The organism is Anoxybacillus sp. B2M1, from assembly GCF_001634265.1.
Lineage (GTDB): Bacteria > Bacillota > Bacilli > Bacillales > Anoxybacillaceae > Anoxybacteroides > Anoxybacteroides rupiense.
In genome coordinates this window covers 1,232,386-1,258,264 of sequence record NZ_CP015435.1, presented here as the reverse complement: position 1 = coordinate 1,258,264, position 25,879 = coordinate 1,232,386, and the positions used below count along the sequence as shown (strand labels likewise).

Sequence of the window (25,879 nt, the reverse complement as noted above, 5' to 3'; positions counted from 1 at the left end):
GTCAGTCCTCACCGTTTTTATGCGTAACGAAGGAGGAAATGAAGCATGATTGTCAATGTTATTGGTGCAGGATTAGCAGGAAGCGAAGCCGCGTGGCAGCTTGCGACCCGCAACATTCATGTCCGTTTATACGAAATGCGTCCTGTGAAACAAACGCCAGCCCATCATACGGATAAATTCGCTGAGCTGGTTTGCAGCAATTCACTGCGCGCCAATTCGTTAACGAATGCCGTTGGCGTGCTCAAAGAAGAGATGAGAATGCTCAATTCGGTCATCATCAAAGCGGCAGATGAGTGCTCTGTGCCTGCTGGAGGAGCACTGGCGGTGGATCGGCATGAATTTGCGGCCCGTGTCACCGATTTCGTTCAAAACCATCCAAATGTAACGGTCATCCGTGAGGAAGTGACAGACATCCCGACTGGGCCAACGATTATTGCCACAGGACCTCTTACGTCTCCTACATTATCTGAAAAATTAAAAGAGCTGACGGGAGAAGAGTATTTGTATTTTTATGATGCCGCCGCCCCTATTGTTGAAAAAGAAAGCATCGATATGGAAAAGGTGTATAGAAAATCTCGCTATGATAAAGGGGAAGCCGCCTATTTGAATTGCCCGATGACGGAGGAAGAATTTGACCGCTTTTATGAAGCGCTTATTTCAGCAGAAACAGCGCCGTTAAAGGAATTTGAAAAAGAAATTTATTTTGAAGGATGCATGCCGATTGAAGTCATGGCGAAACGCGGAAAGAAAACGCTGCTATTTGGTCCGATGAAACCGGTCGGCCTCGAAGATCCGCGCACAGGAAAAAGACCGTTTGCGGTAGTTCAGCTTCGCCAAGACGATGCAGCAGGAACGTTATACAATATCGTTGGTTTTCAAACTCATTTGAAATGGGGAGCACAAAAGGAAGTATTCCGTTTAATTCCAGGGCTTGAAAATGCGGAAATTGTCCGCTATGGAGTGATGCATCGCAATACGTTTATCAACTCGCCAAAACTTCTCCGTCCGACTTATCAATTGAAGGAGAGAGAGGATTTATTTTTTGCTGGACAAATGACGGGAGTCGAAGGATATGTAGAGTCGGCCGCCTCCGGATTGGTAGCAGGCATCAACGCGGCGCGCCTTGTGCTCGGCCAGGAGCTGATCGTTTTCCCGCCCGAAACAGCGATTGGCAGCATGGCTCACTATATTACGTCGACAAATCCGAAGCATTTTCAGCCAATGAACGCGAATTTCGGCCTGTTTGCCCCTCTTGAAGAAATGATTAAAGATAAAAAGCGCCGCAATGAAGAGTATGCTAAGCGAGCATTGGACACTATTCAGAATTTTATAAAAAAATAATTGCAAGGGCTGCTAAATCTATGTTAATATTTAGTAGCCCTTGTGAGGTGTTAAGAATGGAAAATTTGAAAATTTCGTTACAATTATTCGTAGAATATTTACAAATCGAAAAAAACTATTCACAATATACTATTGCGTGCTATACACGCGATATTGAGCAGTTTTTCGAGTTTATGCATGAACAGGCGCTGGAACGTTTAGATGAGGTAACGTACAGCGATGTTCGATTATATTTGACGAAGCTGCATGCCGAACAACTGCTGAGCCGTTCAATTTCCCGAAAGATTTCGAGCTTACGAAGTTTTTATAAATTTTTAATGAGGGAAAAGAAAGTAACGGAAAATCCGTTTGCTCTCGCATCATTGCCGAAAAAAGAGCAAAAAATCCCCCGTTTTTTATATGAACAGGAATTAGAAGCCTTATTTCATGTCAATGATTTAAATACAGCGATTGGTCAGCGAAATCAAGCGTTAATTGAACTGCTTTATGCGACGGGCATCCGTATTAGTGAATGTTGTCACATTCACTTGTCTGATATTGATTTTTCCCTTGCAACCATTTTGATTTACGGGAAAGGGAACAAACAGCGCTATGTGCCATTCGGTAGTTTTGCGAAGCAAGCGCTGGAACGGTATGTACAAAAAGGGCGGAATGAGCTTTTAGCCAAAAGCAAAACAGTGAATCATTCTTTGTTTTTAAACTTTCGGGGAAGTCCTTTAACACCTCGAGGGGTGCGTTATATTTTGAACGAAGTTGTGGAGAAGGCTGCATTAACGCAAAAGGTAAGCCCGCACGTATTCAGACATACATTTGCCACCCATTTGCTTAACGAAGGGGCGGATATGCGCACCGTTCAAGAGCTATTGGGACATGCGCATCTTTCATCGACGCAGGTATACACGCACGTGACGAAAGATCGTCTCCGCCACGTTTATTTGCACACGCATCCGCGTGCTTAGACTTCCATAAAGGAGGGTTTATATGGAGCAATTCCATGCTACAACAATTTTTGCGATTCAACATAACGGCGCCTGCGCCATGGCTGGAGATGGCCAAGTGACTTTTGGGAATGCGGTGGTCATGAAACATACAGCTAAAAAAGTTCGGAAGCTTTTTCACGGAAAAGTATTAGCGGGATTTGCTGGTTCCGTTGCGGATGCGTTCACATTGTTTGAAATGTTCGAAGGGAAATTAGAAGAGTTTAATGGGAACTTGCAACGTGCGGCGGTTGAACTGGCGAAGGAATGGCGCAGCGATAAAGTATTGAGAAGACTGGAAGCGATGCTGATTGTGATGGACGAACGCCATTTGCTTCTAGTATCAGGAACAGGTGAAGTGATCGAACCGGATGATGGCGTTTTAGCGATTGGTTCAGGAGGAAACTACGCGCTTGCTGCCGGTCGGGCCTTAAAGCAATACGCGGGCGGACAAATGACGGCTAAGGAAATTGCCAAAGCCGCTTTAGAAATGGCTTCTGATATTTGCGTGTATACCAATAGCCACATTATTGTGGAAGAACTGTAGCGAGGGGGAGAAATGATGAACTTAACACCTCGACAAATTGTAGAAAAGCTGGATCAATTTATTGTCGGTCAAAAAGAAGCGAAAAAAGCAGTCGCGGTTGCACTAAGAAATCGCTATCGGCGCAGTTTGCTTGATGAAAAGCTGCGCGATGAGATCGTACCTAAAAATATATTGATGATCGGTCCGACAGGAGTAGGGAAAACCGAGATTGCGAGAAGAATCGCTAAGCTTGTCGGGGCGCCGTTTGTCAAAGTGGAAGCAACGAAGTTTACAGAGGTTGGCTATGTTGGACGCGATGTTGAGTCTATGGTGAGAGATCTTGTTGAAACATCTGTTCGCTTAGTGAAAGAGCGGAAAATGTATGAAGTGAAAGATCGCGCTGAGCAGCAAGCCAATAAACGTCTCATCGAGCTTTTAGTTCCCGGAAAACCGAAGCAGACGATCAAAAATCCGCTTGAGATGCTATTTGGCGGCCAAACATCACAGCAGGATTCGACGACTTACGGCCAAGATGACCAACATATCGAGCAAAAACGGAAACAGGTAGCTGCCCAGCTTGCCAATGGTGAGCTTGAGGACGAATTGGTGACGGTGGAAATCGAAGAGCAGCAAACGACTGTTTTTGATTTTTTGCAAGGGGCCGGCATTGAGCAGATGGGCATGAATATGCAGGATGCTTTAAGCAGTTTGATGCCAAAACGGCTCAAAAAACGAAAATTGAAGGTAAGCGAAGCACGAAAAGTGTTAACCAATGAAGAAGCGCAAAAGCTGATCGATATGGATGAAGTGACACAAGAGGCAGTGCAGCTGGCAGAACAGTCTGGTATTATTTTTATTGATGAAATCGACAAAATTGCCAGAAAGGGCCAGAGCGCTTCTTCAGCCGATGTATCGCGTGAAGGGGTGCAGCGCGACATTTTACCGATCGTAGAAGGCTCAACGGTGATGACAAAATATGGTCCTGTCAAAACAGACTATGTTTTGTTCATTGCTGCTGGAGCGTTTCATATGTCGAAGCCGTCCGATTTGATTCCTGAGTTGCAAGGGCGCTTCCCGATTCGGGTAGAACTATCCAAGTTGACGGTAGATGATTTTGTGAAGATTCTTATTGAGCCTGACAATGCTCTGATTAAACAATATATGGCTCTTCTTGCTACAGAAGGTATACAACTTGAATTTTCTGACGATGCTATTCGTAAGATTGCTGAAGTGGCGTTTGAAGTCAATCAAACAACAGACAATATCGGGGCAAGACGGCTTCATACAATTCTGGAGAAGCTGCTTGAGGATCTATCATTTGAAGCGCCTGATATTGCACTGGAAAAAGTGGTAATTACACCGCAATATGTTGAACAAAAATTAGGTAATATTGTAAAAAATAAAGACTTAAGCGAATTTATTTTGTAAATGAATTTGAATAGGAGGATATAGATCATGAATTTGTTACAGAAAACACGAACGATTAATGCGATGCTACAGAAAGCAGCCGGAAAGCCTGTAAACTTTAAAGAGATGGCAGAAACTCTTTGCGAAGTGATTGAAGCCAATATTTTTGTCGTCAGCCGCCGTGGGAAGCTATTAGGTTTTGCGATTAAGCAATCGATTGAAAATGAGCGGATGAAAAAAATGCTTGAGGATCGCCAATTCCCAGAAGAATATACCAATAGTCTGTTCAATATTACGGAGACCTCTCCTAATTTGGATATTAACAGCGAATATACGGCGTTTCCAGTAGAAAACCGAGATTTATTTAAAACTGGGTTAACGACGATTGTGCCGATTAATGGGGGTGGAGAACGCCTGGGCACGCTGATTTTGTCCAGACTTGACCGCCAATTTGAGGATGATGATCTCATCTTGGCTGAATATGGAGCTACTGTCGTTGGTATGGAAATCTTGCGTGAAAAAGCAGAAGAAATTGAAGAAGAAGCAAGAAGCAAAGCGGTTGTACAAATGGCGATCAGCTCGTTATCATACAGTGAGCTTGAGGCAATCGAGCACATTTTTGAAGAGTTAGAAGGAACAGAGGGGCTGCTTGTTGCCAGCAAAATCGCTGACCGAGTGGGCATTACGCGTTCGGTCATTGTCAACGCGCTTCGCAAGCTTGAGAGTGCAGGCGTCATTGAATCTCGTTCTCTTGGTATGAAAGGAACGTATATTAAAGTATTAAACGATAAGTTTTTAACAGAGCTTGAAAAATTAAAAACAAACTAATGCAAGAGCTGCTTTTTTGGCAGCTCTTTTTTATCTATCTCGAACGAAGCTAACCATTTTGCTTCGGAAGTGCAATCCAATGCAACTATATTTCTTCTTCAAATGAGCAGGTAAGGATCAAACGGACGATTGAACAACATCGCTTCCATGTTTTTTAGTCAACATTCATGTTTAGCTTATGTCGATTTTTCAATCCGAATCTATAGAGAGGAAAAGAAAGGAAAGAGGCATTTACGCTATTGTGCGTATGTTTAATAACGATACAAGCTAATATCAATTCCTATGAAAAAATAGTACAATATTCCGGCTATACATCATTTAGGCGTTATTTTAAAATATAGAATATCAAATATTGTCGAAAAAAGAAAAAAAGAGGGGATTACGCTTGGAAATCTTTTCGCAAACATTTGCGCGCTTAGAGCAAGGATTGGACTATGCGTCGCTAAAGCAAAAGGTGATTGCCAATAACATTGCGAATGCCGATACGCCAAATTACAAAGCAAAGGAGGTTCGTTTTAAAACCGAACTAGATCAAGCTATGTCTTCGTTTGAAGCTTATCGAACGAATCCGAAGCATTTTGCATTTGCTAGTAAAAATACTGGCAATTTTTTAGTGACGACAAGAAGTGATATGGTATACAATCATAATGGAAACAGTGTCGATGTAGATAGAGAAATGTCGGAATTAGCGGAAAATCAAATTTATTACAACGCATTGATCGAGAGATTAAATGGGAAGTTCAATTCTTTAAAAACGGTTATTAAAGGAGGGAAGTAATGTATGTCCATTTTTCAAAGCCTAAATACCACGGCTTCTGCCTTAACGGCGCAGCGTTTGCGGATGGATGTCATTTCCTCCAATATGGCGAATGTGGATACAACGCGTGCCCAATTTGTCGACGGACAATGGCAGCCATATCGACGCAAGATGGTCGTATTGGAGCCGAATGAAGGCGGTTTTTCTTCTTATCTTCAAAAGGCAATAGATGGACAGGCGTCGGTTGGAGGGGGAGTAAGAGTCGCCAAAATCGTCGAAGATGAAACGCCTTTTAAGCTTGTTTACGACCCGACCAATCCGGATGCTAACCAAGATGGATATGTACAGCTTCCAAATGTCGATCCTCTAAAAGAAATGGTAGACTTAATGAGCGCAACCCGTTCTTATGAAGCCAATGTGACAGTGTTCAATGCAACAAAAGGCATGTTAGTCAAGGCTTTAGAAATCGGAAAATAAAGGGGAGTAAAAAATGATTAACGGAATACAAAACAGCTTTTTTTCGACTGCAGCGCCCTCTTCGTCTATAAAGGCAGCGGATGTACAAAAATCGTTTGCTAACTTTTTGAAAGATGCGATTCAGCAGGTAAACGACCAGCAGGTTGCAGCCGACCAACTAACCGATAAGCTAGTTAAAGGAGAAAACGTTGATCTGCATCAAGTCATGATCGCTGCTCAAAAAGCTGGCATTTCTTTGCAGTTAGCAGTGGAAGTCCGAAATAAAGCTGTTGAGGCATATCAAGAAATGATGAGAATGCAAGTATAATCAACGCGCTAACAAACTGGCAATTTATTATCGCAATAATCGGGGGAATATTATGTATGAATGAAAGAGTGAAAGAATGGCTCAACCGATTCACATCGTTTTGGAGGGGGAGAACGAAGGCTCAAAAAGCCATGGCGCTGGGTGCTCTTCTTCTTTTTCTTGTCATTATTGGGGTTGCGTCATTTTTTGCCACAAGAACGAGCTTTGTACCATTATACAGCAACCTTTCGCCGCAGGAAGCTGGACAAATTAAAGCGACGCTCGATCAAAAGGGAATCGATTCCCAAGTGACCGATAACGGAACCACGATTGAAGTGCCGGAGAAAATGGCGGATACACTGAAGGTGGAATTAGCGGCCGAAGGGATTCCAGATAGTGGAAGCATCGACTACTCCTTTTTTGGAAAAAATGCAAGCTTTGGGATGACAGATAACGAATTTAATGTAGTAAAACTCAAAGCGATGCAAACAGAATTGGCTAATCTAATTAAAAATATTGACGGGGTCGAGGATGCCAAAGTCATGATTAATCTTCCCCAGCAATCCGTATTTGCGTCAGAGGATCAAGGAGAGGCGTCCGCTTCAGTCGTTCTTAAAACAAAGCCAGGATACAAATTTACAGATGAGCAAGTTAGAGCGCTCTATCATCTCGTGTCAAAAAGTGTTCCGAATCTTCCTACTGATAATATCGTCATGATGAATCAATATTTTCAGTATTTTGATCTAAAAAATAATGAAGAAAATTCGACAGCTACGGCGTTTACGCAGCAAAACGAAATCAAAAAGCAAATTGAACGCGATATCCAGCGACAAGTCCAACAAATGTTAGGCACGATGATGGGACAAGACAAAGTGGTTGTATCGGTTACAGCGGATGTTGATTTTACGCAGGAGAACCGTGAGGAAAATTTAGTGACCCCGGTTGATGAGCAAAACAATGAAGGAATTGCTGTCAGTGTGCAGCGGATTAGAGAAACTTATTCTGGACAAGGTGCTCAGCCGGGAGGAGTGGCCGGGGCCGGTGAAAATGACATTCCAGGCTATCAAGCAGCAACTGACGGCTCAAATGGCGATTATGAAAAAACAGAAGAAACGATCAATAATGAAGTAAACAGAATTAAAAAGAATATTGTTGAAAGTCCATACAAAGTAAGAGATTTAGGGATCCAAGTGATGGTGGAACCACCAAATCCCCAAAATCCTAACTCTTTATCGCAGCAAACCATTGATGATATTCAGAAGATTTTAGGTACGATCGTTCGAACTTCGATTGATAAGCAGGATGGTCAAACGTTAAGCGATCAAGATATCCAAAACCGCATCGTCGTATCTGTGCAAAAATTTAATGGGAAAACCGATTTTGCACAGCCGCAGCCAACCATTCCGACATGGGCGTATATTGCAGGGGGAATTGGTGCTGCTGCTATTATCGGCTTACTGATTTACTTCTTGCTGCGCAGACGGAAAAGGGTGGAGGAAGAAGAGGAAGACTTTATTGAACAGCCTCCTTTATCCGATCTTCCTGATGTGACGGAGGAACGGGAAACAGAAGTGACAATTCGACGCAAGCAGCTTGAAAAATTGGCAAGAGAGAAGCCGGATGAATTTGCTCAATTGCTAAGAACGTGGTTGGCTGAGGACTAGGAGGAATGAAGATGGCCAAAAAAGAGAGAAAAGGAGAATTAACAGGCAAACAGAAAGCTGCCATACTCCTCATTTCTCTTGGACCAGATGTATCAGCATCTGTCTATAAGCATTTATCGGAGGAAGAAATTGAAAAGCTCACACTTGAGATTTCTAATGTTCGCCAAGTAGCGACGCAAGAAAAAGAGGAAGTGCTGGAGGAGTTTCATCAAATTGCTTTAGCGCAGGATTATATTGCTCAAGGCGGCATTGCTTACGCGAAAGAAGTACTTGAAAAAGCGCTTGGCTCGGAAAAAGCGCTGAATATTATTAACCGTTTAACATCCGCTTTAATGGTGCGGCCGTTTGACTTTGCTCGCAAAGCCGATCCGGCTCAGCTATTGAACTTTATTCAAAATGAACATCCACAGACGATCGCTCTTGTGCTTTCCTATTTAGATCCGGCGCAAGCTGGCCAGATTCTGTCGTCGCTGCCGCAGGAAATGCAGGCGGATATCGCGCGCCGAATTGCGCTGATGGACAGTACGTCGCCTGAGGTGATCAACGAAGTTGAGCAAATTTTAGAACGGAAGCTTTCAACGACCGTTGTCCAAGATTACACGCAAACAGGCGGCATTGAAGCGGTGGTGGAAGTTTTAAACGGTGTAGACCGAAGCACGGAAAGAACGATTTTAGATGCGCTTGAAATTCAAGATCCAGAGCTTGCAGAAGAAATCAAGAAACGAATGTTTGTCTTCGAAGATATTGTTACCCTTGATAACCGTGCGATTCAGCGTGTCATTCGTGAAGTTGATAACAATGATTTAATGCTGGCACTGAAAGTTTCAAGTGATGAAGTGAAAGAAATCGTCTTTCGCAATATGTCGACGCGTATGGCGGAAACCTTCAAAGAGGAGATGGAGTTTATGGGACCGGTTCGCCTCCGCGATGTGGAGGAAGCACAATCGCGTATTGTTGCGGTCATTCGCCGTCTTGAAGAAGCTGGAGAAATCGTTGTAGCGCGCGGCGGAGGAGATGATATTATTGTCTAATGTGATCAAAGCTCCTTTTACAACAACGTCCCATGGCAGCAAAAAAGTAATTGAAGTGAAGCATTATTTTCCGCAGCCAGCAGCCTCAGCCGTTTCGCAAGAAATAGATGGACATGCTCACGCTCAGTTCATCATTGAGCAAGCAAAGGAAGAAGCGAAGCTGATGAAGCAAGAAGCAGAACAATATTGCCAGTCTTTGAAAGAAAACATATGGCAAGAGAAGGAAAATTGGTTGGCCGAAAAACAGCGGCTTATGGCGGCAGCGCAACAAGAAGGATATGAAGCCGGATATAGTCAAGGAAAAAATGAAGCGCTTCATGCTTTTCAAGAATTAATGAAAGAAGCAAGAAACATCGTGCAAACAACCAACCAACAGTTTTATGAACAAATTGAATCATCAAAAGAAACCATCTTGTTGATCGGCTTAAAGGTAGCGGAGCGAATATTGGGGGAAAAGCTGGCGGAAAATCACGATTCCTTCCTTCATCTTGTGCAAAGAGCGATCAAGGAGGTTAGGGAACAATCAGAAGTGAAGCTATATGTTCATCCATTGCATTATCAAACACTTGTTCAGCAAAAGGATGAATTAAGGGCGATTTTTAGTCAGCCAGTAGACATTTTTATTTATCCTGACGAACGGTTAGCAGAGGGCGGCTGCATGATTGAAACGCCTTTTGGCCGCATTGATGCAAGTGTTGACACTCAATTGCAACAAATCAAACAAAAGCTGCTTAAGTGGCTTGAGGAGGAGTAATTTTTTGAATTGGCCAGCTCTTTTTCAAGAGATCGAAACCATTGATTCGTATAAGCGATTTGGTAAAGTAACGCGCGTGATTGGATTAATGATTGAATCAAAAGGTCCTGAAAGCTCCATTGGCGATGTTTGCTTTATTCATGTGGGCGGAGGAAGAAAGAAGCAGAAGATTGCTGCTGAGGTGGTAGGATTTCGCGAACAGCATGTGCTTTTAATGCCTTTTTCAACCGTTCAAGATATTTCGCCGGGATGCATAGTGGAAGCGACAGGCCAGCCGCTGCAAATAAAAGCGGGAATGGATCTAATCGGCAAGGTTCTTGATTCGCTTGGCCAGCCCCTTGATGGTAGCCTTCTCCCTAAAGGGCTGCGCTCCATTTCGATTGAGCAGGAGCCGCCTAATCCGCTGTCAAGACCGCCGATTGATGAACCGGTGGAAGTAGGAGTCAGATTGATCGATAGCTTGCTGACAGTAGGAAAAGGACAGCGTGTGGGCATATTTGCTGGTTCAGGAGTAGGCAAGAGTACACTTCTTGGGATGATTGCCCGCAACACAAACGCAGACCTAAATGTGATTGCGCTTATTGGCGAACGGGGACGTGAAGTGCGGGAGTTTATCGAACGAGATCTCGGCCCTGAAGGCTTGGCTCGTTCCGTTGTGGTGGTTGCGACATCAGATCAGCCTGCGCTTATGAGAATTAAAGGCGCCTATACCGCAACGGCTATTGCCGAATATTTTCGCAATAGGGGAATGAATGTCATGCTGATGATGGATTCCGTGACACGTGTGGCCATGGCGCAGCGGGAAGTGGGACTAGCGATCGGTGAGCCGCCGACAACCAAGGGCTATACTCCTTCTGTTTTTGCCATTTTGCCCAAATTGCTGGAACGGACAGGAACAAATGAACACGGAACCATTACGGCTTTTTATACGGTTTTAGTAGATGGTGACGATATGAATGAACCGATTGCTGATACGGTCCGAGGAATTTTAGATGGGCATTTTGTTCTTGAGAGAAGCTTGGCGAATAAAGGTCAGTATCCAGCTATTAATGTTTTGAAAAGCATCAGCCGTGTCATGAATTATATTATTGGGCCAGAGCATAAAGCGGCAGCTGAACGATTCCGTCATCTTCTTTCAACCTATATAAACGCGGAAGATTTAATTAATATCGGTGCGTATAAAAGAGGTTCTTCTAAAGACATTGACGAAGCCATTCGCTACTATCCAAAGCTGCTTGCATTTTTAAAACAAGATACTCACGAAAAATTGACAAAAGAAGAGAGCATTCAAGAACTGCTTCAGCTTGTACATTCGGGGTGAATAAAACATGGAGCATGTGTTTAAATTTGAAAAAATATTGACCATTAGAGAAAAAGAAAAAGAGAGAGCGCTAGGAGAATATAACGAAGCGGTGAAGCGCTTTGAAGAAGCAGCGGAAAAGCTGTACCATTTTCTGAAGCAAAAAGAAGATTACGAGGAAATGTACAAGCAAAAATTAAAAAATGGATTGCCCATTCAAGACATTCGTCATTTTCGGCAATTTGTCATGAATTTGGAGCGCACCATTTCTCATTATCAGCAGCTTGTGATCGAAACGCGTGAGCAAATGTTTCTCAAGCAAACAAAGTTAGCTGAAGCGAATATTGAAGTAAAAAAATATGAAAAAATGAAAGACAAGCATATAGCAGCTGTGCTTCAAGCTATTCAAACTATGGAAAATCACTGGATGGATGAAATCTCCATTCAACAATTTGTGAATCGCAGAAATTAGGTGAGACGATGAAGGAGCAAGAAATGGAAAAAGAGGAAAAAGTAAGCAAGCTGCAATGGTTCTTGTTTGTCATCATCATCCCGTTATTGTTTACAATCACATTGGCACTGATTATTACCACGATTGCAGGAGTGAATGTGTTTGACATCTCCAAAAAGTACGGTGCTGATCTTCCAGGGATTTCACAGTTAGTCGGTAGCAAGCAGCCATCATCTGAGCAGGCTTTAAAGGAGAATATGTTGGAGCAGCAAGCTACGCTCGAAGAAAAAACGGCACAAGTGAAAAAGCTTGAAACCGAAGTCAAAAATAAACAGAGTGAAATTGAAGCACTAAAGAAAGAAATTGAACGGTTAAATGCCCAACTGGAATCCCAGCAGCAGACCGACACATCACCAACAACCGAAGCAAAAAAACTCACTGTTCAAGATGTTGCTCAAATGTATGGAGAAATGTCACCGAAAAATGCCGCTGCCATCATTCCGAAAATGTCGGATCAGGAGGCGCTTAACATTCTTGCGATATTAGGCAGCGAGAAGGCCGCCGCTATTCTGGAAAAAATGTCTCCGGAAGAAGCAGCTAAATATACGGCGCTACTAACGAAAGCAGCCCAAGCGGCTAATAATTAGGAAAGGAGGGGAGATCATGAGAATTGGCACTTATACTCAATCGCTTTTTCCGTCTTCTTCGGTTTCTGGGGATCAGGCACAAACGTTGAACGCAAAAGGACAAACACAAGAAGGAAGTTTATTTCAGCAGCTGCTTCAATCGGCGACGTTTGATTCTGCAGATTCCAGCATGAAAGCAAATGAGGTGGCAACAAAAGACCATATAGAACGAAATGAACACCAAGACGATCTGTTGACCAAATGGGTGGATTTGCTCTTGCTGCTGCTGCCGGCTGATATGCAGCAGACGTTGCATGAGCAGTTTGAAACAAACCCAGCTTCTCTTCAGCCATCCAGCGTTCCGCAAACGGCTGCATGGATAAAACAAATGCTCTCAGAACAAATGACATGGATGCAGAACAATAGCGCGCAGGGCGCAGAGCCAATATCGTTATTGGAGGAATGGCTGTCATTGCAGCCAAATCGCGATGAGTTGGGACCAATGATCAATGTAGAAACATTGGTAAATTTCTTGCAAAACAAAAAGGCTCAGCAAGCGAGCAGTGATCCTCGGAATGGCCGTTTTTCGGCGCTTTTCAATGGAGGAGCAGCCGCAGCTGTCAACACCTATCGAAACGGGAGCTATCCACATCAGCTGACCTTTCCACCTAGCAGCTTTTCTTCAGCCTTCAGCTCGACTGCCGGATATCACCCGGATTCGCTGGCTCAGTTAACGAAAGCCGCGAATCACAAGCAGGGGGATGTTCAAACAATGGCTCAGCCGTTTTTCAATCAGGCTCAACCAACGCTGTTTTCGCAAAATACAGAGCCGGTCATTTCACTGTCTGAGAACACCTCGGCTAATGGTAGCAGCGAGCAACTAATCCGGCAATTTACAAGTATTATAAAATCGAGTAAATTCACCAATTTAGGAAATGGACAATCACAGCTTGTGATTCGCCTTCATCCAGAACATTTAGGAACGTTGACAGTAAAGCTTGTTCAGGAAAACGGACAGATGATGGCGAAAATCATCGCCTCAAGCCGTTCGGCAAAAGAACTAATGGAAGCAAACATCCAGCAAATGGCTCATGTGATACCAGCTCAGCACATTACAATCGAGCAATTTGATGTGCGCGCACACTCACCGTTGCCTTCTTATGAACAATCATTCAGTCAGCACGAGCGAAACAGAGAGGGACAACCTGATCAAGAACAGCGCCAGCCGTTTGAGCAAGACAAGGAGCTTCCATTTCAGGAGTCTTTTCTTCATGAATTGTTAAATATTGAAGCATAGGAGCGGTCAAAGATGGCAAATACCATTGATCCCAACTTATTGTTAAGCAATTATACGCCTCCGGAGCGGCAGACGGGAGACAGTGTTCTTGGCAAAGACGATTTTTTAAAAATTTTGCTGGTTCAACTGCAAAATCAAGATCCATTAAATCCAATGGAGGATAAAGAGTTTATTGCGCAAATGGCCAATTTCTCCACGCTGGAGCAAATCACGAATCTGGCAGCTGCCATGCAAGGATTTATGCAAATGCAAAGCGATAACGCGATTTTGCTTTATAGTGAAATGATAGGCAAAAAAGTGTATTGGATGGATACGAGCGATGAGGCCGATACGTCGGAAAATCTAGCGAGCGGTATGGTGAAATCAGTTTCCCAAAGAAACAATGAAATCTTTTTAGAGCTTGATAATGGTCAGGAGATTTCCAACAAGCAAATTATCAAAGTAGAAACTCCATAATGGATAAATCTGAACAAGGGAGAGGGATTATATGCTTCGTTCAATGTATTCTGGAATTAGCGGAATGAAAAACTTCCAAGTGAAATTAGATGTGATCGGAAACAATATTGCGAATGTGAATACGTATGGGTTTAAGAAGGGCCGTACCATTTTTAAAGATTTAGTTAGTCAACAAATCGCGGGTGCAAGTGCTCCAACAGCGAACAACGGCGGGGTGAATCCAAAACAAGTCGGATTAGGGGCGCAGCTTGCGGCAATTGATACTGTTCAGACGCAAGGAAGTTTGCAACCTACTGCTCGTGTGCTTGATTTGGCCATTTCAGGAGATGGATTCTTTGTTTTAGGTGATAACTCTGGAAATAACAGACTATACACAAGAGCAGGAAATTTTTATCTTGATTCTCAAGGCTATATTGTTAGCGCTGATGGACGTTACTTGCTCGGCAATGGTAACACTCGCATTCAAATCCCAACAACAGCGCAAAGTCTTAGTATTGGTTCAGATGGCACAGTAAACTACGTCGATAACACAGGAACTTTGCAGGTTGCTGGTCGAATTGAATTAGCGAAATTTGCAAATAACGATGGATTAGAGAAGGTTGGAGACAATCTTTTCCGCTCAACAACGAACTCTGGTGCGGAGACGTTAACTTCTCCGGGAGTAGGCGGAGCAGGCAAAATTGTTCCTGGTGCGCTTGAAATGTCCAATGTCGATCTATCGGAAGAGTTTACGGAAATGATTGTCGCGCAGCGCGGATTTCAAGCGAATACACGCATTATTACAACATCGGATGAGATTTTGCAAGAGCTTGTCAATCTAAAGAAATAATTAAGGGGGGAGGGCACTAGGCTCTGTCTAGTGCCCCAATACATATGATCACATTAACGCGGCTGAATGGAAAATCGTTTACCTTAAATGCGATATACATAGAACAAATCGAAGCTTTTCCGGATACAACGATTACGCTGACGAATGGTAAAAAATTTGTTGTCCGTGAGTCGGAAAAAGAGGTAGTAGAGCTGGTAAAAGAATTTTATCAGCAAATTTCGATTTTAGGGGTTTCTAAAAATGTGGAGGGGCAGGACCATGAGTAAGCTATGGAAAGTGACATTGATGATATTGGTGACGATTACGTTAGTCGCCGCTGTGGCTTTAGTCATCATCTTTAAATTTACAGGCGATAAACAACAAACGGCGCCGACAGCAGATGAAATTTTAGAAAGCTCTGTCGACGTACCGGAAATTACAACCAATCTAGCAGATGGAAGCTTTATTAAAATCTCCTTTAAAATTCAAATGAACAATGAAGACGCAAAAGCAGAGGCGGAGAAGCGAGATTTCCAAATGAAAGATATCATTATTGAACAGCTATCGCAAATGAAACCGGCGGATTTTAACGGAGAGCAAGGAAAAACCCATTTGAAGGCTCGATTAAAAGAGAAAATCAATCAAATTATGCAAGATGGAAAAGTGGAGCAAGTTTATATTACTTCCTTCATCCTCCAATAACTTGGGCTAGGAGGTGAAAACAGTGTCTGGCGAAGTACTATCACAAAGTGAAATCGATGCCCTTTTGGCGGCGCTATCAACGGGAGAAATGGATGCAGAGGAGCTAAAAAAAGAAGAAGAGGACAAACGGGTAAAAGTATACGACTTTAAACGCGCCCTTCGCTTCTCCAAAGATCAAATACGTAGCCTTACGCGCATTCATGAAAATTTTGCAAGATTATTAACCACCTTTTTTTCCGCTCAGCTGCGGACATATGTACAAATTTCGGTGGCATCAGCCGATCAAATTCCATATGAAGAATTTATTCGTTCCATTCCTAAAATGACGATTTTAAACGTTTTTGAGGTGCCGCCGCTAGACGGGCATATCGTCATGGAAGTCAATCCAAATGTTGCTTACGCCATGCTTGATCGTGTCATGGGGGGACGCGGGACAAGTATTAATAAAGTGGACAATTTGACAGAGATTGAAATGCGGATTATGTCTAATTTGTTCGAAAAAGCGTTCAGTCATTTGCGGGATGCATGGGAATCCATTATCGAGATCGATCCGATTTTAGCGGAGTTTGAGGTGAATCCTCAATTTTTGCAAATGGTTTCGCCGAATGAAACAGTGGTGGTGATTTCACTTAATACGCAAATTGCTGAAACGAGCGGAATGATCAATATTTGTATTCCACATGTTGTGCTTGAGCCCATTATTCCTCGCCTGTCTGTGCATTATTGGATGCAGACGCAAAAAAAAGACAGAGTGCCTGAAGAGGTAACATCGCTTGAGCAAGGAATTAAAATCGCCAAAATCCCGGTCATTGCTGAGCTAGGGAAGGCGATGATTACAATCCAGGAATTTTTGCAGCTTGATGTTGGGGATGTGATTCAATTAGATCAAATGATCCAGCAGCCTTTAATCATTAAAATCGGGGATGTTCCGAAATTTATCGGTCAGCCAGGAAAAGTCAACAAGCGATTGGCAGTGCAAGTGTTAGATACATTGAAAGGGGGAGAAGACAACAATGATGAGTGATGATATGTTATCCCAAGATGAAATTGATGCCTTGTTGCGCGGAGCGGATGGAGCCAATGACTCTCCAACGATTGATGAGGTACTCTCAACAATGGAACAAGACGCTTTGGGGGAAATTGGGAATATCTCGTTTGGCAGCTCTGCAACGGCTCTTTCCGTTTTATTAAATCAAAAGGTGGAAATTACGACACCCAACGTGTCCATCATTCATCGCGAGGATGTCGAAAATGAATTTCCGCATCCGTACGTGGCGATTCAAGTCAATTATACAGAGGGTTTTTTAGGAACGAATTTGCTTGTCATTAAGCAATCAGATGCGGCGATTATTGCGGATCTTATGCTAGGCGGAAACGGGCAAAACCCGATGGATTTATTAGGAGAAATCCAATTAAGTGCTGTGCAGGAAGCGATGAATCAAATGATGGGGTCAGCGGCCACCTCTATGTCCACGATTTTTGGGAAAAAAGTAGATATTTCTCCACCAAGCCTTCATTTGCTAGATATTAAAGAGGGAGAGGGGCTTGAGTATTTACCGCCAGAAAGCGTTCTAGTGAAGGTATCGTTCCGTTTGAAAATAGGAACGTTAATTGATTCAAATATTATGCAGCTATTACCGATTGATTTTGCTAAGGAGTTAGTGCAAAATTTATTGCAAATGTCTAGCTCCAGTGAGTCGGTATCCGATAAAATCGAGACGAAAACAGCTCCGGCCAGCAGCGTTGTGTCACCATCAGCTGCGGGATCTTCTCAACTGCCAGGATCTGCATATGATCAGCCGGCTGCATCGGCTCAACCAGAGATCGCTCAGCCTTATCCGCATGCGGCACAGCCGGCAGCGTATGCGCCCAACCATTTTGGCACATATGCATCGGCTGGACAGCGTCAGGTTCAGCCTGCTGATTTCGCAAGCTTTGAGCCAGCGCCGTTGGCAGAAGCCGAAGCGCGGAATTTAAACATGCTTCTTGATATCCCGCTGCAAGTCACCGTCGAGCTAGGCCGGACGAAGCGGTCGGTACAAGATATTTTAAATCTTTCCTCCGGATCCATTATTGAGCTGGATAAGCTGGCAGGCGAGCCGGTAGATATACTAGTCAATAACAAACTCATCGCCAAGGGTGAGGTCGTTGTTATTGATGAGAATTTTGGCGTACGCGTGACAGATATCATTAGTCAAAGTGACCGCTTAAAAAATTTAAGATGATAATGTAGGAGGTAGTTGGAAATGGCCAAAATATTAATTGTAGATGATGCAGCATTTATGAGAATGATGATTAAAGATATTTTAACGAAAAATGGACACGAGGTGGTAGCGGAAGCGGCAGACGGACTTCAAGCGGTAGAAAAGTACAAAGAAACGCGCCCAGATCTTGTGACAATGGATATCACGATGCCAGAAATGGACGGAATTACAGCATTGAAGGAAATTAAAAAAATTGACGGCAATGCGAAAGTGATTATGTGCTCGGCTATGGGACAACAAGCGATGGTCATTGATGCCATTCAAGCTGGTGCTAAAGACTTTATCGTCAAGCCGTTCCAAGCGGATCGCGTCATTGAAGCCATTAATAAAACGCTGGGCTAAGCGCAAGAGGTGGAACGAATTTGTTTCGAGTTCGAGTCATGTTATTGTTTGTATGGTTTACTGCTATGATTGCTTCGCAAACAGGAGCGCCTGTATTTGCGGAGCAATCTCCGACTGTGAAGCAATGCTTGGAGCATCCGGAAAAATGTCAAGAGGACAAGCAGCCTGCCGAATCGAGCGGCGCAGGCAAACCATCATCGCAAGCAGCGGCAGCATCCCCTATTACGGTATGGGATGTGTTTAAGCTCATTTTTGCTACACTATTTGTTCTTTTGCTTATTTATGGGCTATTGCGATTTATGAATCAGCGCGGGCGTTTACTATCCAGCCGTGGCGGTTTAATTGAGAATCTTGGCGGAACAAGCGTTGGCACCAATCGTTCAGTGCAAGTGATAAAAATTGGCAAACGCATTTTAGTGGTCGGGGTTGGAGAATCTGTTCAGCTATTGCAGGAGATTGAGGATGAAAAAGAAATCAAGGAGCTATTATCTCTACACAATCAATCATTGCAGCAATTGCTGGAGCCAAACGCGAAGATTTTTCAGCTGTGGAATCGTCTGATAAGAAAAAAAGAATCTTCTCCTTCCGGGGAATCATCGTTTCGTGAGTTATTTGCTAAACAAATGCAAGAAGTGGCTCGTGAACGCCAAAAGCTGTTAAAGCAGATTGAACAGAAGGGAACAACGTCCGATGAATGAATTTATGCAGTTTTTTAATCAAGTTGCTCCTGAAAACGTCTCAATGTCTGTCAAACTTTTGTTATTGCTGACGGTGCTGTCGATTGCCCCGGGCATTTTAATCATGATGACATGCTTTACCCGCATTATCATTGTTTTATCGTTTGTCCGCACTTCGCTGGGGACGCAACAAATGCCGCCCAATCAGGTGTTGCTTGGATTGGCGCTCTTTTTGACCTTTTTTATTATGGCGCCGACGTTTAAGCAAGTAAACGATCAAGCGCTTCAGCCGCTGTTTGCGCAAAAAATCAATTTAGAGCAAGCATATGAACGGGCTTCTGTGCCGATTAAAGAGTTTATGAGCGAGCATACGCGGCAAAAGGATTTGGCATTATTTTTATCATATAGCGGTGCATCCAAACCGAAAAATGTTCAAGATATTCCATTAACAACTCTTGTGCCTGCGTTTGCGATCAGTGAAATAAAAACGGCCTTCCAGATGGGATTTATGATTTTTATTCCATTTTTAGTGATTGATATGGTCGTGGCAAGCGTGCTGATGTCGATGGGGATGATGATGCTTCCACCGGTGATGATTTCACTGCCGTTTAAAATTTTATTGTTTGTTCTTGTTGATGGCTGGTATTTAGTGGTGAAGTCATTATTGGAAAGCTTCTAAAAATAAAGTAGGTGAGCGAATATGAATGCAAATGTCGTCATTCAACTTGCTGAACGAGGAGTATACATGATTTTAGTGGTTTGCGGCCCGCTTTTGCTGCTTGCGCTTGCCGTTGGACTTTTCATCAGCATTTTCCAAGCAACAACGCAAATTCAAGAGCAGACTCTTGCATTTGTCCCCAAAATTGTCGCGGTGCTGCTCGGTCTTGTTTTTTTCGGACCATGGATGCTGTCACGTTTAGTTTCCTATGCATATGACATCTTTAATAATTTAACAAGATTTATAGGCTGATAAATATGGATCAGGTATTGTCTTATTTTCCATTATTTTTACTGATATTTGCCCGTGTGGCTGCTTTTTTTACGACATTGCCGCTATTTTCGTACCGAACGATTCCTAATGTGCATAAAATCGGCTTATCCTTCTTTATCAGCTGGCTAATGTTCTTAGGAATGAAAAAAGAGCCGATTGCGCTAGATGAAATGTATGTACTGCTTGTTTTAAAGGAAGTAGCCGTTGGCCTTTTTATCGGTTTGGCCGCTTATATGATGATGTCGGCGATTCAAATTGTAGGTGGCTTGATCGATTTTCAAATGGGATTTGCCATTGCCAACGTTATTGACCCGCAAACAGGAGCGCAAAGCCCATTAACCGGGCAATATTTGTACACCTTTGCGCTGTTGTTGCTGCTAGCATTAAATGGCCATCATGTTTTGCTAGATGGTGTGTTTTATAGCTACCAGTGGATTCCGATTCAATACACATTTGCATTCGATCAAGGAAACGTCGCGGAGTACATTTTGAAAATATTCAGTGAAATGTTTATTATTGCTTTTCAAATGTCGGCTCCTATCGTTGGCTGCTTGTTTTTAGTGGATATTGCGTTAGGAATTGTGGCAAGAGCTGTACCTCAGCTTAATATTTTTGTCGTTGGATTGCCTGTGAAGATCATTGTGAGCTTTCTTCTGTTAATGGTCACGATGACCGCTTTGTTTGTCGCTGCCCAGCATTTGTTTGACGCCATGTTTGTTGCCATGCGTGACTTAATGAAGCTAGTAGGGGGCAGGTAAATGAGCAGCTTGCGCTTAGATTTGCAGTTTTTTGCTGAGGAAAAAACAGAGAAAGCGACGCCTCGCAAGCGTCAAGAAGTTCGGCAAAAAGGCCAAGTAGCCAAAAGTGCAGATGTGAATACGGCCATTGTGCTGTTGCTTGTGTTCGTTATTCTGCTATTCTCAGGGGAACTGTACAAAGAAGCGTTTTTGCGTCTTTTTCGTAATTCGCTTCAGCACTATATGTTGGAAGATGTGACGGTAAGCTCCATTCAAGCGCTGTTTTTTTCGATAGTAAAAAATTTGGCCGGGATTATGGCGCCGATTTTTTTAGTAGCGTTGGCTGGAGCATTTTTAGGGAATTTTTTGCAGGTGGGCTTTTTATTTACCGCAGAGCCGCTGCAAATGAAGCTGAGCAAGCTAGACCCCATTCAAGGCTTTAAGCGAATGCTGTCATTGCGCTCAATTGTAGAGCTGTTAAAATCCATTTTAAAAATCGCCATTGTCGGTTTTGTGACCTTTTTTGTTTTATGGTTGAAGCTTGACCAAATTTTGCTGCTGACTACTAAATCGCTGGAAACGACATTAAGCTCGTTAGCTAGTTTGGCTGTGCGCATGGGGCTTTACGCATCGGCTGCTCTTTTGTTTCTTGCCTTTTTGGATTATTTGTACCAGCGGTTTGATTTTGAAAAAAACATCCGGATGTCAAAGCAAGAAGTGAAAGATGAGTTTAAGAAGACCGAAGGGGACCCCCTTATTAAATCTAAAATAAAGCAAAAACAACGGGAAATGGCGATGAAGCGAATGATGCAAGAAGTGCCAAAAGCGGACGTAGTCATTACCAATCCTACCCATTATGCTGTTGCCTTAAAATATGAGGATGGGAAAATGGATGCTCCCGTTGTCGTTGCCAAGGGCGTCGATCATCTTGCGCTGAAGATCAAACAACTAGCGAAAGAGCATGATGTCGTAACCATAGAGAATCGGCCGTTAGCTCGAGCGCTGTATAGTCAGACGGAGATTGGCGATGTGATTCCTGAACCATTTTTTAAGGCTGTTGCCGAAATATTAGCATATGTATATCGTTTAAAACGGAAGATTTAAGAGATTGTTATTTAAGTATCCAAGGAGCGAAAGATTATGTCAGCAAGAGACTTGTCTGTATTATTAATGGTTGTCCTGATTGTAGCTATGCTCATTATTCCGCTGCAAACGTGGCTTCTGAGCCTGTTAATTATGATTAATATTTCTCTTGCTTTGCTCGTCCTCCTTACTTCAATGAATATGCGCGAGCCGCTGCAGTTTTCTATTTTTCCGTCGTTGCTCTTGCTGCTTACGCTATTTCGTTTAGGATTAAACGTATCGACGACCCGTTCGATTCTAAGTAAAGGCGAGGCCGGCGGTGTTGTTGAAACATTCGGAACGTTTGTCGTGGGCGGAAACGTTGTTGTTGGCTTTGTTGTATTTTTAATTTTAATTATTATTCAGTTCATCGTGATTACGAAGGGGGCAGAGCGTGTTTCAGAGGTAGCAGCCCGCTTTACTCTGGATGCCATGCCCGGAAAGCAAATGAGCATTGATGCCGATCTTAATGCCGGAATGATTTCTGAACAGGAAGCGCGTCAACGTCGCGAAAAGGTAGCACAAGAAGCCGATTTTTATGGAGCAATGGATGGAGCGAGTAAGTTTGTCAAGGGCGATGCGATCGCTGGTATTATCATTGTTATTATTAATATGTTATTTGGTATGGTTGTTGGTGTTGTACAGCAAGGGTTAGATGTATCAGAAGCAGCACATCGCTATACATTACTAACAGTTGGAGACGGTATTGTCAGTCAGATTCCCGCCCTTCTTATTTCTACTGCGACCGGCATTGTTGTAACAAGAGCAGCATCAGATAGCAATCTTGGCGCGGATGTTATGAAGCAGCTATTTGCCTTTCCAAAAATGCTGTATGTGACTGCTGGAACGATTTTTTTACTCGGCTTGTTTACTCCGATTAACGATGTGTTAACCATTCCTATTGCTGGCCTGCTCGCTCTTGGCGGCTATCGCTTCTCCACAAAAGTGGAAAAGGAGCAAGAAGCGGCGATGGGAGAGCAAGCGGAAGAAGTGGAAATCGATCAAATGAAGAGTCCGGAAAGCGTGGTCAATTTATTAAGTGTTGATCCCATTGAATTCGAATTTGGCTATGCGCTCATTCCGTTAGCCGATGCGAGCCAGGGCGGGGATTTGCTTGACCGCATTGTCATGATTCGGCGACAACTGGCATTAGAGCTAGGCCTTGTCATCCCTGTTGTGCGGATTCGTGATAATATCCAGCTGCAGCCGAATGAATATCGTCTAAAAATAAAAGGCGATGAAGTCGCTAAAGGCGAACTGTTGCTCGATCATTATTTGGCTATGAGCCCTGGGGTCGAGGATGATTCTGTGCAAGGGATTGATACAATTGAACCTGCATTTGGTTTGCCAGCAAAATGGATTTCCGAGGAAATGAAAGAACAAGCGGAGATGTTTGGCTATACGGTTGTTGATCCGCCGTCTGTTGTTTCCACTCATATAACAGAGGTGTTGAAAGCACATGCGCATGAGCTGCTTGGAAGACAGGAAACGAAACAGCTTATCGATCATCTAAAGGAATCGTATCCTATTTTAGTCGAGGAAGTAACACCGACTCCTCTTTCCGTTGGAGATGTACAAAAAGTATTAGCAAAGCTGCTGCGGGAAAAGGTGTCGATTCGCAATTTGCCTGTGATTTTTGAAACATTGGCTGATTTTGGGAGAATGACAAGCGATGCCGATTTATTAACGGAATATGTGCGTCAAGCGCTGGCACGACAAATTACGAGCCAGTATGTCGTACAAGGAGAACCTTTAAAAGTCATTACGGTGTCAGGAAAAGTAGAAAAGGCCATTGCTGAAGGAGTGCATCAAACGGAGCACGGAAATTACTTATCGCTTGATCCATCTTTGTCACAAGCCATTATAGAAGCGATAGGGGTTCAATTCGAACAGCATGCTTTTACGAGTCAGACGCCAATCTTACTTTGTTCCCCTGCTGTCCGAATGTATGTACGTCAATTGACTGAGCGATATTTTCCCCATATTCCAGTGTTGTCCTATAATGAATTAGAGGCAAATGTAGAAGTCCAAAGTGTTGGGGTGGTGGATATTGAATGAAGGTCAAAAAATTTATTGCTCCATCAATGCCGGAAGCGATGAAAATGATTCGGGCAGAGTTAGGGAAGGATGCCGTCATTTTAAATTCGAAGGTAGTTCATAAGGGAGGATTTTTCGGGCTGTTTACCAAAAAAAACATCGAGGTGATCGCAGCCGTTGATCCGAAACCAGTCCGATTGGCTGGAAATGAAAAAAAGCACAAGCACGTTCAACTGAACTCTGGAGCGTTTAAATCGATGGAAACAAAAACTCAGGATGGCGCGTTACTGCATGAGCTAAATGAAATGAAGGAAATGCTGAGGCAGTTATCAACAAATGTCACCACTCATTTCGCGGTGTATCCGCAGCCGTTAAATGAAGTAAATGAAAGGCTAGCTCAGCAGGAGTTATCCAGTGCGCTTCGGCAAGAGATCATGGCTGAAGCCGTTGAAAAATGGTATTTGCATCGTGAAACAGCTACAAAAAAGCAAGCGATGATATGGGTGAAGGAAATTCTACAGAACAAACTTGAGCATCTATCATTCGGGGGTCTCTCTTTTCAGCGGAAATATGTAAATGTAGTGGGGCCGACTGGTGTCGGGAAAACAACGACATTAGCGAAGATCGCTGCCAATGGCGTGTTGAAGCACCATAAGAAAGTAGCCTTTATTACGACTGATACCTATCGTATTGCGGCGATCGATCAATTAAAAACATATGCCAAAATTTTAAACGTGCCGCTTGAGGTTTGTTATAACATGGAAGATTTTCGGAAGGCGAAAAATAAATTTGCTTCATATGATCTCGTATTGATCGATACAGCGGGGCGTAATTTTAGAAATCGCCAATACGTCCAGGATTTGCAAGAGGTGATGGATTTTGATGAAGAAATGGAAACATATCTTGTCCTCTCGCTAACAGGAAAATGGACGGACATGAAAGAAATTTGCGAGCAATTTTCGCTTATTAAAATCCATCGTTTTATTTTTACAAAACTGGACGAAACAAGTCACTACGGGGCGATGTATAATTTAATGACAGATTATCAAATTGGGGCTGCCTACTTGACAAATGGTCAAAACGTCCCAGACGACATTATTGAAGCATCGCCTGAAAAAATTGTCAATATGTTGCTTGGGGTCGAGTCATCATGAGAGATCAGGCAGAAAGCTTACGCCGATTGTTGAATCATATGAATCAAAAAAAAGCGATGAAAGCAATTGCTGTAGTGAGCGGAAAAGGCGGCGTTGGAAAATCAAACTTTTCATTAAATTTTGCTCTTACTCTATCGAAGCGTGGATTTCATGTGCTGTTGTTCGATATGGACATCGGTATGGGGAATATTGATATTTTACTTGGACAATCCACTTCCACAACGATTATTGATTTATTTGAACGCCATGTTTCGATTGAAGAGCTTATTAAAAAAGGACCAGGCAATCTATCATTTATTGCTGGAGGAACGGGTTTAACCAAAATTTTTACAATGGATCAAGAGAAAACGGCTTATTTTATAGAACAGCTCCAGCTGGTTTCCGAGCAGTACGATTATTTCATTTTTGACATGGGGGCGGGGATTTCGGAGGATCGCTTACAGCTGCTGATGGCGGTTCATGAGATTTTTGTCATTACAACACCTGAGCCGACTTCCATTACTGACGCTTATGCAGCCATGAAATATATTCATTTACAAGAAAAAGAAATTCCGTTTTACTTAGTTGTTAATCGTGCCCAGACAGACCAGGAAGGCCGAGAAACACTGCAACGCCTAAAAAATGCGATGAAGCGTTTTCTCAGGAGAGAGGTGACGGGCTTGGGAGTGTTGCCGGAAGACCGTATCGTTTCTAAAGCGGTAGCAAGACAAACCCCTTTTTTGTTATTGGATCCTTCCACCAAAATAAGCCGTGCAATGGTGGAGCTTACAGATCGTTATTTATCTGACCAGACGGCTGACGAATCGAGCGTTTCTCGCCCAGCAAGCTTTTTTGCCAAGCTTAGACAACTTTTTTTAGAAAGGTAGA

At 43.1% G+C, this 25,879-nt stretch carries 30 protein-coding genes; all 30 read left to right on the top strand.

What is annotated here, in order from left to right:
* The first annotated feature begins 45 nt into the window (after positions 1 to 45).
* Positions 46 to 1,341, top strand: coding sequence for an FADH(2)-oxidizing methylenetetrahydrofolate--tRNA-(uracil(54)-C(5))-methyltransferase TrmFO (trmFO, locus tag GFC28_RS06035; protein WP_044746153.1), 1,296 nt, complete (start codon positions 46 to 48; stop codon positions 1,339 to 1,341).
* 56 nt (positions 1,342 to 1,397) lie between these two features.
* The gene (gene xerC / locus GFC28_RS06030) at positions 1,398 to 2,300 is read left to right on the top strand and encodes a tyrosine recombinase XerC (protein WP_044746152.1); all 903 of its coding nucleotides are present in this window, start codon (positions 1,398 to 1,400) and stop codon (positions 2,298 to 2,300) included.
* 22 nt (positions 2,301 to 2,322) lie between these two features.
* Entirely contained in the window at positions 2,323 to 2,865 is a 543-nt protein-coding gene (gene hslV, locus GFC28_RS06025; protein ID WP_044746151.1) for an ATP-dependent protease subunit HslV, read from the top strand.
* A gap of 15 nt (positions 2,866 to 2,880) precedes the next feature.
* Complete coding sequence (gene hslU, locus GFC28_RS06020; RefSeq protein ID WP_369815491.1) at positions 2,881 to 4,272, top strand: ATP-dependent protease ATPase subunit HslU; 1,392 nt, start codon at positions 2,881 to 2,883, stop codon at positions 4,270 to 4,272.
* A 27-nt stretch (positions 4,273 to 4,299) separates the two neighbouring features.
* Entirely contained in the window at positions 4,300 to 5,079 is a 780-nt protein-coding gene (gene codY / locus GFC28_RS06015) for a GTP-sensing pleiotropic transcriptional regulator CodY (protein ID WP_044746149.1), read from the top strand.
* A gap of 385 nt (positions 5,080 to 5,464) precedes the next feature.
* Entirely contained in the window at positions 5,465 to 5,857 is a 393-nt protein-coding gene (flgB, locus tag GFC28_RS06010; RefSeq protein WP_044746148.1) for a flagellar basal body rod protein FlgB, read from the top strand.
* 3 nt (positions 5,858 to 5,860) lie between these two features.
* Positions 5,861 to 6,313 (top strand): flagellar basal body rod protein FlgC, encoded by a 453-nt coding sequence (gene flgC, locus GFC28_RS06005; protein ID WP_044746147.1) that lies wholly within the window; start codon positions 5,861 to 5,863, stop codon positions 6,311 to 6,313.
* Positions 6,314 to 6,326: 13 nt separating this feature from the next.
* Positions 6,327 to 6,620 (top strand): flagellar hook-basal body complex protein FliE, encoded by a 294-nt coding sequence (gene fliE, locus GFC28_RS06000; protein WP_044746146.1) that lies wholly within the window; start codon positions 6,327 to 6,329, stop codon positions 6,618 to 6,620.
* Between the two features lie 56 nt (positions 6,621 to 6,676).
* Positions 6,677 to 8,263 (top strand): flagellar basal-body MS-ring/collar protein FliF, encoded by a 1,587-nt coding sequence (gene fliF / locus GFC28_RS05995; RefSeq protein ID WP_044746145.1) that lies wholly within the window; start codon positions 6,677 to 6,679, stop codon positions 8,261 to 8,263.
* 11 nt (positions 8,264 to 8,274) lie between these two features.
* On the top strand, positions 8,275 to 9,294 hold the full coding sequence (gene fliG / locus GFC28_RS05990; protein ID WP_044746144.1) for a flagellar motor switch protein FliG: 1,020 nt from the start codon (positions 8,275 to 8,277) through the stop codon (positions 9,292 to 9,294).
* Positions 9,278 to 10,048, top strand: a complete 771-nt coding sequence (gene fliH / locus GFC28_RS05985; RefSeq protein ID WP_044746143.1) for a flagellar assembly protein FliH — start codon at positions 9,278 to 9,280, stop codon at positions 10,046 to 10,048. Before fliG ends, fliH begins: the two co-directional genes overlap by 17 nt.
* 4 nt (positions 10,049 to 10,052) lie before the next feature.
* The gene (fliI, locus tag GFC28_RS05980) at positions 10,053 to 11,369 is read left to right on the top strand and encodes a flagellar protein export ATPase FliI (RefSeq protein ID WP_044746142.1); all 1,317 of its coding nucleotides are present in this window, start codon (positions 10,053 to 10,055) and stop codon (positions 11,367 to 11,369) included.
* Between the two features lie 7 nt (positions 11,370 to 11,376).
* On the top strand, positions 11,377 to 11,820 hold the full coding sequence (gene fliJ, locus GFC28_RS05975) for a flagellar export protein FliJ (protein WP_044746141.1): 444 nt from the start codon (positions 11,377 to 11,379) through the stop codon (positions 11,818 to 11,820).
* Between the two features lie 8 nt (positions 11,821 to 11,828).
* Positions 11,829 to 12,446 (top strand): MotE family protein, encoded by a 618-nt coding sequence (locus tag GFC28_RS05970; RefSeq protein WP_044746140.1) that lies wholly within the window; start codon positions 11,829 to 11,831, stop codon positions 12,444 to 12,446.
* 16 nt (positions 12,447 to 12,462) lie between these two features.
* Entirely contained in the window at positions 12,463 to 13,722 is a 1,260-nt protein-coding gene (locus GFC28_RS05965) for a flagellar hook-length control protein FliK (protein ID WP_044746139.1), read from the top strand.
* 12 nt (positions 13,723 to 13,734) lie between these two features.
* A complete protein-coding gene (gene flgD / locus GFC28_RS05960) occupies positions 13,735 to 14,178 on the top strand; it encodes a flagellar hook assembly protein FlgD (RefSeq protein ID WP_044746138.1) in 444 nt (147 codons plus the stop codon).
* A 31-nt stretch (positions 14,179 to 14,209) separates the two neighbouring features.
* Positions 14,210 to 15,007, top strand: a complete 798-nt coding sequence (gene flgG / locus GFC28_RS05955; RefSeq protein WP_044746137.1) for a flagellar basal body rod protein FlgG — start codon at positions 14,210 to 14,212, stop codon at positions 15,005 to 15,007.
* A 44-nt stretch (positions 15,008 to 15,051) separates the two neighbouring features.
* On the top strand, positions 15,052 to 15,273 hold the full coding sequence (locus GFC28_RS05950) for a flagellar FlbD family protein (RefSeq protein ID WP_044746136.1): 222 nt from the start codon (positions 15,052 to 15,054) through the stop codon (positions 15,271 to 15,273).
* Positions 15,266 to 15,688 carry a flagellar basal body-associated protein FliL gene (gene fliL, locus GFC28_RS05945; RefSeq protein ID WP_044746135.1) on the top strand — a complete coding sequence of 141 codons (423 nt, stop codon included), beginning with the start codon at positions 15,266 to 15,268 and terminating at the stop codon, positions 15,686 to 15,688. The genes GFC28_RS05950 and fliL overlap by 8 nt, the downstream gene beginning before the upstream one ends.
* Positions 15,689 to 15,710: 22 nt before the next feature.
* On the top strand, positions 15,711 to 16,712 hold the full coding sequence (gene fliM, locus GFC28_RS05940; RefSeq protein WP_044746134.1) for a flagellar motor switch protein FliM: 1,002 nt from the start codon (positions 15,711 to 15,713) through the stop codon (positions 16,710 to 16,712).
* The gene (fliY, locus tag GFC28_RS05935) at positions 16,702 to 17,913 is read left to right on the top strand and encodes a flagellar motor switch phosphatase FliY (RefSeq protein ID WP_044746133.1); all 1,212 of its coding nucleotides are present in this window, start codon (positions 16,702 to 16,704) and stop codon (positions 17,911 to 17,913) included. Before fliM ends, fliY begins: the two co-directional genes overlap by 11 nt.
* 21 nt (positions 17,914 to 17,934) lie before the next feature.
* Positions 17,935 to 18,294: a chemotaxis protein CheY gene (locus GFC28_RS05930; protein ID WP_044746132.1), complete on the top strand. Its 360-nt coding sequence runs from the start codon at positions 17,935 to 17,937 to the stop codon at positions 18,292 to 18,294.
* Between the two features lie 20 nt (positions 18,295 to 18,314).
* A complete protein-coding gene (gene fliZ, locus GFC28_RS05925; protein WP_044746131.1) occupies positions 18,315 to 18,992 on the top strand; it encodes a flagella biosynthesis regulatory protein FliZ in 678 nt (225 codons plus the stop codon).
* Positions 18,985 to 19,650 carry a flagellar type III secretion system pore protein FliP gene (gene fliP, locus GFC28_RS05920; RefSeq protein ID WP_044746130.1) on the top strand — a complete coding sequence of 222 codons (666 nt, stop codon included), beginning with the start codon at positions 18,985 to 18,987 and terminating at the stop codon, positions 19,648 to 19,650. Before fliZ ends, fliP begins: the two co-directional genes overlap by 8 nt.
* A gap of 21 nt (positions 19,651 to 19,671) precedes the next feature.
* A complete protein-coding gene (gene fliQ, locus GFC28_RS05915) occupies positions 19,672 to 19,941 on the top strand; it encodes a flagellar biosynthesis protein FliQ (protein WP_044746129.1) in 270 nt (89 codons plus the stop codon).
* Between the two features lie 5 nt (positions 19,942 to 19,946).
* On the top strand, positions 19,947 to 20,720 hold the full coding sequence (gene fliR / locus GFC28_RS19225) for a flagellar biosynthetic protein FliR (protein ID WP_044746128.1): 774 nt from the start codon (positions 19,947 to 19,949) through the stop codon (positions 20,718 to 20,720).
* Complete coding sequence (gene flhB / locus GFC28_RS19220; protein ID WP_044746127.1) at positions 20,721 to 21,803, top strand: flagellar biosynthesis protein FlhB; 1,083 nt, start codon at positions 20,721 to 20,723, stop codon at positions 21,801 to 21,803.
* 36 nt (positions 21,804 to 21,839) lie between these two features.
* On the top strand, positions 21,840 to 23,879 hold the full coding sequence (gene flhA / locus GFC28_RS05900; protein WP_044746126.1) for a flagellar biosynthesis protein FlhA: 2,040 nt from the start codon (positions 21,840 to 21,842) through the stop codon (positions 23,877 to 23,879).
* Complete coding sequence (flhF, locus tag GFC28_RS05895; RefSeq protein WP_044746125.1) at positions 23,876 to 25,012, top strand: flagellar biosynthesis GTPase FlhF; 1,137 nt, start codon at positions 23,876 to 23,878, stop codon at positions 25,010 to 25,012. Before flhA ends, flhF begins: the two co-directional genes overlap by 4 nt.
* Positions 25,009 to 25,878, top strand: coding sequence for a MinD/ParA family protein (locus tag GFC28_RS05890; RefSeq protein ID WP_044746124.1), 870 nt, complete (start codon positions 25,009 to 25,011; stop codon positions 25,876 to 25,878). Before flhF ends, GFC28_RS05890 begins: the two co-directional genes overlap by 4 nt.
* The last annotated feature ends 1 nt before the right edge of the window (position 25,879 follow it).